The following is a 9776-nucleotide window of genomic DNA, read 5'->3' on the forward strand; positions in this document are numbered from 1 at the left end:
AAGGGTTACGGCTCCCTTAATTTTAATTATGAAGATGTCAAATTAACTCTATAAGATTAGTAACCGCAGCTATGGAGACTCAAAAACCGAAACGGAAAGGACGAGATCAGCTCTATGGGGAACTCAAGAAGCCGACCATGATTGCCCTCACTCCCACCGGAGTTGAAAAGCTGGATGAGTTAGCCGCTGCATTCTCTCTGTCTCGTTCCGAATTCATCGAGCGCATTGCTCGGGGAATGCTTTCCGTACAAGGAATCGAGTAAACCCAACTTGATGATGGAGACTCTAAAAACCCATGCCCTTTAAAGCTTGAAAACACCAGGAAATCGTCTTGGCGGGTGAAGTCCTGGTGCCTTCGATGCTTCGGTTAAAGCCAGAACGACCATATCAACGATATGCCCTTCCCGGTTGGAGAGGTTGCGACCTGCCCATTACTGACAGGTTAGCAAATTACTTGATCCTTGAAAAGGGCAGAGGTTCTTACCTCGCAAGAATCTAGGTATGGCGGTTTGGTTCCATATAGTTCTTTTCAACGATTGAGCCATGATGCAACCCAAACCCAGCGATCGCGAGGACAGCGCTCCCCTCCTCGAAGCTTCCACCCAGTTAGAATTAACTGAAGTAGAAGTGCTGCCCTCTCAGTCCACCCGGACTAAAATCCGCAAGCCGCGCAACCTGCCTCGAACGGAACCACCGCTATTCACCACCAAGTCAATGGAGATGATTGCCAGTGGAGCACCTGTTATTAGTGCGACGCAGGCTTTTTTAAAGCCTCCAGATTGGAGCGAGTATGGGCAGGAACGCCTTTACTTCCAAAAGCACTTTGGCAAAGGGCGCTACATCGAGTTCTACGTCCTGAACAAGCAGAAGCACCAGGCAGAGTCTATTTCTACGCAAGCAGAGCGTGAAATCCTGGAGCAGTACGGGGTAATGGCAGCTCGCCTCCATGCTGTCTTTGCTACCTATGCTTCGTTGCAGTCTGAACCCTGGAAAGAGCCGTTTCATCTGCCCGGTACAGACCTGATCAAAACGCTCAAGGTTCACAACAGCAACAAGTTCACTAAGTCACAGAAGCTCAAGGCAGTGGCTGACTTGGCGTGGGTTGTCGGGACGTTAGGTGCGGTCATCCACTGGTTTGAAGGCGACATGGATCTCTGTGTGCGGGAGCGAAGCTTGCTGTGGATCGTCAGCGTCCAGGAATACACCCAACCCAATGTTGATGGGGAGTCTGAGGAACTGCATGAGGTGGTGATCCGGGTGCAACCAGGACTATGGACCCATAGCTTTCTAAATCGGGAGGGCGCACAACAGCGGAAAGCCCTGTATCAGTATGGACTAATCCCCAAAGAAGTCTTTGATATCGATCCCCACCGACGCAAAATGGCGACCAGCATGGCGCTGTATCTAATCCAGAATAGCCGTTCCCGCCCGAATGGGGTTTATACCGTTGAAAGTCTGCTGGAAAGTGTTTTACCCAGCAGTGACATTGAGAAAGCGCTGTCCGATCGCCGCTATGGGTGGAAATTAAAGGAATCGGTGGACAATGCCCTGCTCACTCTCAAAGATAACCTCAAGATTGACATCGACTTCGATGATGAAACCTATCCCCTCTGGCTCAGACCCGTCTGGAGCCTACCCGATGAAATAGCAGACCTGCCCACAAAAGAGCGAAACCAGAAACTTTTAGGGGCAAAATGGTTACCAGATAGCTACATTTCCAAGCACTGGTTTCCGGCAAAGCTCACCTTCCGGCTGCCCATGCAGATCCAAGAGTGTTTGGATGAGCTTGAAACCAGACGAACAGAAAAGACCAGTAGAGGCTCATCAGGTGCCAGTTCTACGCGCAACAAGCCCAATAGAACTGTCAAAGTTACTACAGATAAAGCACTACTGCCTGCGGCTGAATTGGATGGCATGACGGTGAAAGTTGCCCGTCAAGCAAAGGGGTGGACTCAAGCCCAACTTGCTACCACGATCGGCAAGAGTGTCAGTTGGGTGAAGCTGGTTGAGAGCGATCGCCGTCGCGCAGTCGATGAAGATCAAAGCTTGCTCCGTCAGGTTCTTGGCATCCAGTAATGCAAGCGTACTTGGTTACAAAACCTGTAACCCTACTGTAACTACTGATAAACATAGGTTTTAAGCTTATGTATCCCCCGCTAAAGTCCCATAGTCGTGACATTAGTATCCCCTTACGGTGACTTGATTCGGCAGGAAGGGCGATCGCGTCTCCTTGTAACCCTCTGTAACCATTGATATAAAAAGGCTTCAGACAGATTCATTGGTTGAAACTTCCCCTTTTGATGACGATAGCCCCCCTAGTCGTGACTTCAGAGTGAGCTTGAGACTAATTGATCAGCCATGATTGAGGTTTCTGGGTGAGAATCGCCTGAGAAACTAGGGAAAGTTAGACAGCAAACTCCAAAACGGCGAGGTTTACAGCAGCAAATCTCTCAAATTCAAGTAAAGTTGTTTGATGTAGTTGCAAGGTGTTTCAATGGTTGTGGGCAGTAGACTTTTGGAAAATGCAATCAAGGACTATCTCATCACACCAGACCTTACGCCACTATTTTTACAGGCTGATACTTATACACTTTTAAAGTTTTTTCCCGATAATTGTATAGATTGTGTAGTGACATCTCCGCCTTATTGGGGACATCGAGCTTACGCCAACGGAGGAATTGGACTTGAGGATACATGGAATGACTACGTTAATAATCTCCTTGCAGTTTTCTGTGAAGTAAAGAGAGTTCTTAAGCCCAATGGCTCTTTTTGGCTAAATATTGGCGATACCTATCAGCGTAAATCACTAATCGGTATACCGTGGCGAGTGGCACTTGCCATGACTGATAAGCAAGGCTGGATTCTTCGCAATAGTGTTATTTGGAATAAGGTAAAAGGCGCTCCTGATAATTCAAAAGATAAACTCCGAAATATATATGAACCTTTTTTCCATTTCGTAAAAACAGACCGCTATTTTTACGATATTGATGCAATTCGCTCGAAGCCAAGACAAGCTAAAGTCGTCAACGGTTCCATAGTCTCTGCAACAGGTGTTTCCGGAGTACGTTATCGCCGACAGATTGAGTTATCTACAGCCCTCAGTGATTGTGAACGCGCAAAGGCTCTGGAGGCTCTGAATGAAATCTTAGAAGAAGTGCGGTCAGGTAATTTATCTGACTTTCGGATGATTATTCGTGGTCAGCAACGAACGACACATTCAGACTCAGCTAGGGTTTCTGGACGAGCGCGTGAACTTGCCGAGCAGGGATTTTATTTTCTTAGATATCACCCAAATGGTAGTAAACCTAGTGATGTCTGGGATATCCTGCCAGAAGACACACAGAAACGCAAACTTCATTTTGCACCCTATCCTGAAGATCTCTGTAAAATCCCAATCCTGGCTACCTGTCCACAAACTGGTATCGTACTAGACCCGTTCATGGGAACAGGTACAACAAATTTAATCGCATTTCAACTACAGCGAAAATCGATTGGAATTGATATTTCAGGTGAGTATGTAACTATCGCTCGTGAAAGATGCGGATTACTTCCATGACCAAAGTCGCTGAATTGTACGGAAATCCTACAAACCAATCACTTCCCTGGGGTGACATCGCCTCTAGACAAAACTGTCCTTTCCTGTCCCGTAAATGCCTCAAAAATCGAAAAAGCGAGCCTGACCTTACGATTGGCTCATGCACAGTTTCTTATGGTAGGGAAGCTCGAAACATTATCATCTGTCCGTTTCGACTTCTTGAGCGCAGTCAAATTTTTACGGACTGTATCCATCTATTGACACTTCACGAACCTGGTAACGAACTCCGAATTGTTCCTGAAATTGCAGTGCCAGGAGGCAGCATAGATTATTGTCTTGCTTCTGTACGCGCAGGAAAAGTCATAGATTTCGTTGGCATCGAACTGCAAACACTTGATACCACTGGCACTGTGTGGCCAGAACGACAACGATTCCTTCAACGTCATGGTGTCGCAGTGAAAGATACGGATGTCACATCAAAGAAAGGATTTGGTATGAACTGGAAGATGACTGCAAAGACAATCTTGATGCAACTCCACCACAAGATCCACACCTTTGAACACTTTAGCAAACACCTTGTTTTAGTAGCTCAGGAATGCCTTATCGATTATATGCAACGAGAATTCTCCTTTGAGCATATTCAAGATGCTCGACTTGGAAATCCCATGCACTTCCACTCTTATGAGTTGCTTGTTGAAGCCTCAAGTTACCGTATTCAACTTATGGAACGTTATAGTACGGATGCAAATGGAATTGCACAGTGCCTTGGTCTACAGACTAGTCCAAGAGTAGAATTGGAGGCAATGTTGAGACAAATTGAAGAGAAGTTACCTCAAAGCACCTTACTGTTTGTTGGGCAAATATTACCTGTATCTACGCATGAAGACGTTGCTGATGACAGCTAAGGATTTCAGAGCAAACGCTATTTGTCAGGTGCCAAAGCAAAGCTGACTAGTAATGCACCGCAACGGACGGGCGGGAGCTATTGCTAGTGTCTCAAAGGTTATCTACTATAGGCTGTTCAATGGTTACAACTACATCTAGTAAACAATCAAACAATAAAACGCTAGATACAGCCATAATTCAATTGAACTACGCCAAATACAGCAGCGCATTAAAGCAATTCCACTAAATCTAGAAACCAAAACTTGCTACTCTGATGTCCCTGTAACCTGATCGTAACTCCGCTGTAACCATTTCTATAAAAGGCTTTTAGCTACAATCACTGATAGTTACAGTCCCCTAATCGTGACATCAGTCTCCCCCAGTCGTGACTTGCCAGTTAGCCTCAAGTCCCAAGCAGTTGTAACTCTCCTGTAACTAGCATCAGATCTAGATTCCAGATCATTTTGGTTACAAATCTACGGTAATAAGCTCCTCTGGATGGGACTTTAATTTCCTATTAGCGTGACTTCAGTATCCCCTACGGGTAACTTTACCTTCCTCTTACCGTGACTTTAAATTTTCAGAACGGTTATGGAGCAAGCTATTCCAGGATAGTTACACGTCTGATCAGATCAATCAGATCGATTAGCTTGTAACCCCCTGTTTTGTGGAAACAGGGGGTTACGCTTTAAACGCAAAAAGATAAAAAATTCACCCGCCGCCCATGTGTTGCAATTTATCCCAGTGATTGTCTTTGGCTCGCCCAAGTGGATGAACACATTCACGACATCATTACCGAATTACCGATTTAATTAGTTGAACCACATGCCAGAAACCCTCACTGTCTTACAGCAGCTTTACCGCCTGATTCTCCATGAACATCAGCAGCTTTATAGCGTTTGGCAAAGCGCTGATCTTCTACAGTCACAGTATGATCAGTCCCTCACCCCTGCTGTGGTAGAAGCACATCTTCAGGGCAAATCAATTATCTCGGTGCGCCTCCTCCAACCGGCGACGAATTTGGCTAAAGCAGCTTGCATTGATTTTGATGCTCCCAAAGATGGCAGTGATGAACAGACTTTGCGTGAGGTGCTGAGTCTGTCTCAACGAGTGCAACAAATCGCTACTAGTCAAGGACTCTCTGCTTATCTGGAATTTAGTGGTCGTCGTGGGTTCCATCTCTGGTTGTTTGCTAACATGCCGCTGCCTGGTGCTACCTGGGTCAAGGCATTGCAGAACCTCTGTTATTTAGCTGATTACAAGCCAAAGGAGATTTATCCCGCCACAGCAACAACGGCGATCGATGGTAAAGCATCGGGACGACCGATCAAATTACCCTGCGGCAAGCATCAAATCAGTGGTAAGTGGAGCGGTTTCTTAAGTGAACCTGTGAACTGGTCTGAAGGATTTCCGGTAGTGCCCGACGATCAGGCGGGTCTAATGGCATCCTTTCAGCAGACTCCTGTGGCTCAACTGGCTCAACTGGCTGCACTTGAAGTGAGTCTTAGCGGTGCGATCAGCAAGAATAGGCATCAAAAGGGCAATGCTTTTCAGGAGCGATCGGGGTTTGCTGGGAGTTCAATCGTTCAGCATTCTACTGCTACAAAAGCGACGAACTTTTCAATTCTGGCTCCCGATGAGCATCCTGCTTGTATTCATTACTTGATGAACCAGGGTGCACCAACCGATCAGGATTACAACTCAGTCAACTTAACTCTGGCACGTTATGTCATCACCAGGGGATGGGAACGTAACCAGGCAGAACCCCTGGCAGAAGCTATGGCACAAGCTTCTGATCACCATCCAACCAGCAAAATGACGGTTGAATCTAGGCTCAGAAATTTTCACAGCACCTATGCGTCTGTTAAACGAAATCCTCACGACTATCAGTGGAGTTGCAGCTACATTCGCAACAGCCGTGAGTTAGTCCGCTGTGGAGGCTGTACAGGCTATGCCTGCCCCTTTTGGCAATGGGAGAAGCCAGAGGGTGACAACGAGGTTGCTAGACGGGTTGAACGAGATTTGCTGGTTTACATCCTGCACCACCCAGAAGCAGGGATGCAAGAAGCCTTGGGTGTGGATTTACCCGTTGAGGGCTTTATTGCCACGTTTATGCCCAAAGGCGATGATTCAAAGCCGTTTTATCTCCACCAAAGGCTCTGGGAATGCTTTGTAAGCCTGGAGATAGAAGGGAGAGAGTTAACGCCCAGTCTCGTTCTCTCCCGGTTGGAAAAAATGGTGATGGAGCGATCTCCCCTACCAACACCGATTCTGAATCAAATCGCGGCCTATTTGGATGAGCTTTTGAATCTGGCTCCCTGTGGTTGGGAGGCGTTTACAGAACTCCTCATGAGAGTGCGAGATACTGGCTTGCGATCGCTGGCAAAAGAGCAGGCTGCTACTGCATCCGAACTGTTGAACAGCCCCTTACATCCCGTGACCGAAACGCTGGAAACACTCATTCACCACTCTCAACATCTTCAGCAACGGAATGCCTCAGAAGTCATGCCAATGGTGGCATACACTCAAGATTTGATCCGAGAATTGTTTGGGCAACCGCAAACGGCGATCGCCACCCCGGCTCCTTGGCTGAATCGTTCTCTCAACGGTGGGTTACATCCTGGCAGGCTTTATGTCGTGGGTGCTCCTCCCGGTTCAGGAAAGACAACCTGGTGCGCCTGGTGCGCGGATGAAGCGGCAAAAGCTAAAATCCCCGTGCTGTATGTCTCCTTTGAGATGGGGAAGCAGCAACTTTGGGTCAATGCTTTGTCGCGGATGGGTGGGCTGAACTCCGGCTTGATTGAAGCAAAGCACTGGCTGAATGCCGACTATGCCCATACAGAATGGCTGAAACAACAGACTGCGCTGGCAATTCGGGCCTATGACCAGCAGATTGCAGAATATCTGACGGTTTTAGAAGCAGGTCCAGAGGTTACAGTCGCGCATTTGAAAGGGACGATCGCTCAAATTCGGCGCATTGCAGAACTCGATAAAACAGCACCCGTGTTGGTAATTGTCGATTATTTGCAACTCATGTGTTGTGGTGATGAAAAACTGGACTCTGGTGCCAATGAAGTGTTACGAGTCTCGCGGGTGGCGACGGGCTTAAAACAACTGGCGCGGGACACAGGTGCTGCTGTGGTGGCAATTAGTGATATCAATAAAGCCGCCTACCAGGAAGCGCTTAGGACTGGAACGTTAGATATGGGTGCGTTACGGGACTCGTTCAAGATTGCCCACGCCGCAGACTGCATCATGCTGCTCCAGACAGGGAAGGCACAGCGCGGCAATGACCAACCCAGAGATCAGCTTGACCTGCTGGAAGAACGTTATGCCGGAGACTATCTCAGACTCCGGCAAATTCAAGACGTGCGCGCTCAGTATCCGCTTAATGAGAAAGCGAAGGCGACCTATGCGCGACTCAGTATTCTCAAAAATCGGGGTGGTGTCACAGCAGAGCCGTTGTTTGTCTATGAGCGGGCTTACCACCGCTTCATTCCGGTTGATTTGGATTTAGGAGAGGACAATGACCGTGAAGATCTCTAGCCCCAATGTTGATAGTGTAGAAGCGAATTCCAATCTCTCTACGGCTGCTGATCCACTGTATGAGGATTTAATGGATTGGGCAAAAGCTCGGAAACGGCAGTTTCTGAGGAATCGGGTTCAACAGAGTAGTGAGTCTATTAAGGCTGTAACTGCTGAATCAGAAACACCATCGGCGAGCGATGCTTGGATCGAAACTTGGTACACTCCACCGCCTCTACCATCGCGGCTTGCCAAACAGAAAGCCATTGTTTCCTATGCTCTTCATGTTTCCTATGCTCTTCATCAAGAGATGGGAGGAAAAATAGAAACAGAGGAAGTCAAGGAAACCAAACCTCTTACCTCCCCTAGTTCCACATCCTCATCGTTTCCAAACCACGACAGTTTTGAGATTGGTCAACAAGTTGTTCTCTGTCCAGATTCTCAGCGTGTACCATCGGGTATTCCAATTGATGCTGTCCTGGTCATTCAGGAGATGTATGTCAACGTTTATCGACAGCATCAAAATATTTGGTGTGTTTGGTGTAGCAGTGATGCTTTTTCTGGTTTGAAGTCGATCGATTCAGATTGCTTGATGCCGCTACGAGAAATAGTCCAGATTACTGCTATAGAAAGTGTATCTGCATTGGATTTAGAAGATTTTTATATAGATGAGAAAGTAGATGCTAGTTCATCTCACCCTGTTGTGAGTTATGAGTTTGTTGAAGATGGACAGCGGCTTGTAGAAGTACTTAAGCCCTTGCAAAGTTGTCAGGCGATCGCAGTTGACACAGAAACCACTGGACTTGATCCCTTGAAGGATCGAATTCGTTTAGTGCAAATTGCTGCGGCTAATCAGCCCGTTATTATCATTGACCTGTTTAAAGTTCCCAAGGAAACGCTAGATCCTCTATGCGAATTGCTTCAAGGTACGCCAATCAAAGTCTTGCAGAATGCCAAATTTGACTTGAAGTTTCTTCAACAGGCAGGACTTCCCATTGCTGGCAAGCTATTCGACACAATGATAGCGGCGCAATTATTGGATGCAGGGGTGCGTTCGCACGGTTACAACCTGGCGGAACTAGTCAAGGTCTACTTGGGAGAAGAACTCTCCAAAGAACAGCAGCGAAGTGATTGGAGCAATCCCAGCCTTTCTTCTGAACAGTTAGAATATGCAGCGCGAGATGCAGCGATCCTACTGCGGTTACGCGAGGTAATGAAGCCCAAGCTAACAGGTGCTCGTTTGGTGGAAACTGCCAAATTGGAATTTGATTGTTTGGGAGCGATCGCCCAAATGGAAGTCAATGGCATGCTACTCGATCTCTCCCGCTGGGATTCTCTGCGACAAGAACTGGAGCAAAGAAGAGACCAGATGGCCGGTGAATTACGACAACAGTTTCAACCAGCTTTGCTAAGTGCCCAACTTGATCTCTTGGGGAATGAAGTCTCTCTCAATTTGGACAGTCAGCCGCAGGTATTAGAGGCACTACAGCAAATGGGTGTGCCAGTAGAGAACACCAGTAAACTCTCTTTGATTCCCCTGGCAGAAGAGCATCCACCGGTTAGAGCATTGCTGGACTACCGCAAAGCAGCAAAATCAGTCCAGGCGTTTGCCAGTAGTCTGCCCAAGCATGTTCACCCCATTACCGGGCGCATTCATCCAGACTATCAGCAGATGGGGGCTGCTACCGGGCGCATGTCCTGTCGTAACCCCAATCTGCAACAGATTCCCAGAGATAAAATCTTTCGCAGTTGCTTTATTCCGGCTCCAGGCTATCGCTTAGGATTATGGATTCAATAAAACCGGAAATCATAGTGATTGCGGCTTAGCAGT

Annotated in this window: 6 protein-coding genes; all 6 read left to right on the forward strand. The window is 47.4% G+C overall.

Annotated elements, in window-relative coordinates:
• Positions 1–71 precede the first annotated feature (71 nt).
• A complete protein-coding gene (locus AC5JLP_RS00100; RefSeq protein ID WP_190574472.1) occupies positions 72–263 on the forward strand; it encodes a ribbon-helix-helix protein, CopG family in 192 nt (63 codons plus the stop codon).
• Positions 264–543: 280 nt separating this feature from the next.
• A complete protein-coding gene (locus tag AC5JLP_RS00105; RefSeq protein WP_496065851.1) occupies positions 544–2076 on the forward strand; it encodes a helix-turn-helix domain-containing protein in 1533 nt (510 codons plus the stop codon).
• Positions 2077–2494: 418 nt separating this feature from the next.
• Positions 2495–3556 carry a DNA-methyltransferase gene (locus tag AC5JLP_RS00110; protein ID WP_496065852.1) on the forward strand — a complete coding sequence of 354 codons (1062 nt, stop codon included), beginning with the start codon at positions 2495–2497 and terminating at the stop codon, positions 3554–3556.
• Positions 3553–4440, forward strand: coding sequence for a NotI family restriction endonuclease (locus AC5JLP_RS00115; RefSeq protein WP_496065853.1), 888 nt, complete (start codon positions 3553–3555; stop codon positions 4438–4440). The genes AC5JLP_RS00110 and AC5JLP_RS00115 overlap by 4 nt, the downstream gene beginning before the upstream one ends.
• Before the next feature lie 805 nt (positions 4441–5245).
• Positions 5246–7966, forward strand: a complete 2721-nt coding sequence (locus AC5JLP_RS00120; RefSeq protein WP_496065854.1) for a DnaB-like helicase C-terminal domain-containing protein — start codon at positions 5246–5248, stop codon at positions 7964–7966.
• Positions 7947–9743: a DNA polymerase gene (locus AC5JLP_RS00125; protein ID WP_496065855.1), complete on the forward strand. Its 1797-nt coding sequence runs from the start codon at positions 7947–7949 to the stop codon at positions 9741–9743. Before AC5JLP_RS00120 ends, AC5JLP_RS00125 begins: the two co-directional genes overlap by 20 nt.
• The last annotated feature ends 33 nt before the right edge of the window (positions 9744–9776 follow it).

This window comes from Stenomitos rutilans (assembly GCF_059505485.1).

Coding starts and splice junctions, on each gene's coding strand:
- AC5JLP_RS00100 (WP_190574472.1), top strand. CDS start 72: ATGGAGACTCAAAAACCGAAACGGAAAGGACGAGATCAGCTCTATGGG.
- AC5JLP_RS00105 (WP_496065851.1), top strand. CDS start 544: ATGATGCAACCCAAACCCAGCGATCGCGAGGACAGCGCTCCCCTCCTC.
- AC5JLP_RS00110 (WP_496065852.1), top strand. CDS start 2,495: ATGGTTGTGGGCAGTAGACTTTTGGAAAATGCAATCAAGGACTATCTC.
- AC5JLP_RS00115 (WP_496065853.1), top strand. CDS start 3,553: ATGACCAAAGTCGCTGAATTGTACGGAAATCCTACAAACCAATCACTT.
- AC5JLP_RS00120 (WP_496065854.1), top strand. CDS start 5,246: ATGCCAGAAACCCTCACTGTCTTACAGCAGCTTTACCGCCTGATTCTC.
- AC5JLP_RS00125 (WP_496065855.1), top strand. CDS start 7,947: ATGACCGTGAAGATCTCTAGCCCCAATGTTGATAGTGTAGAAGCGAAT.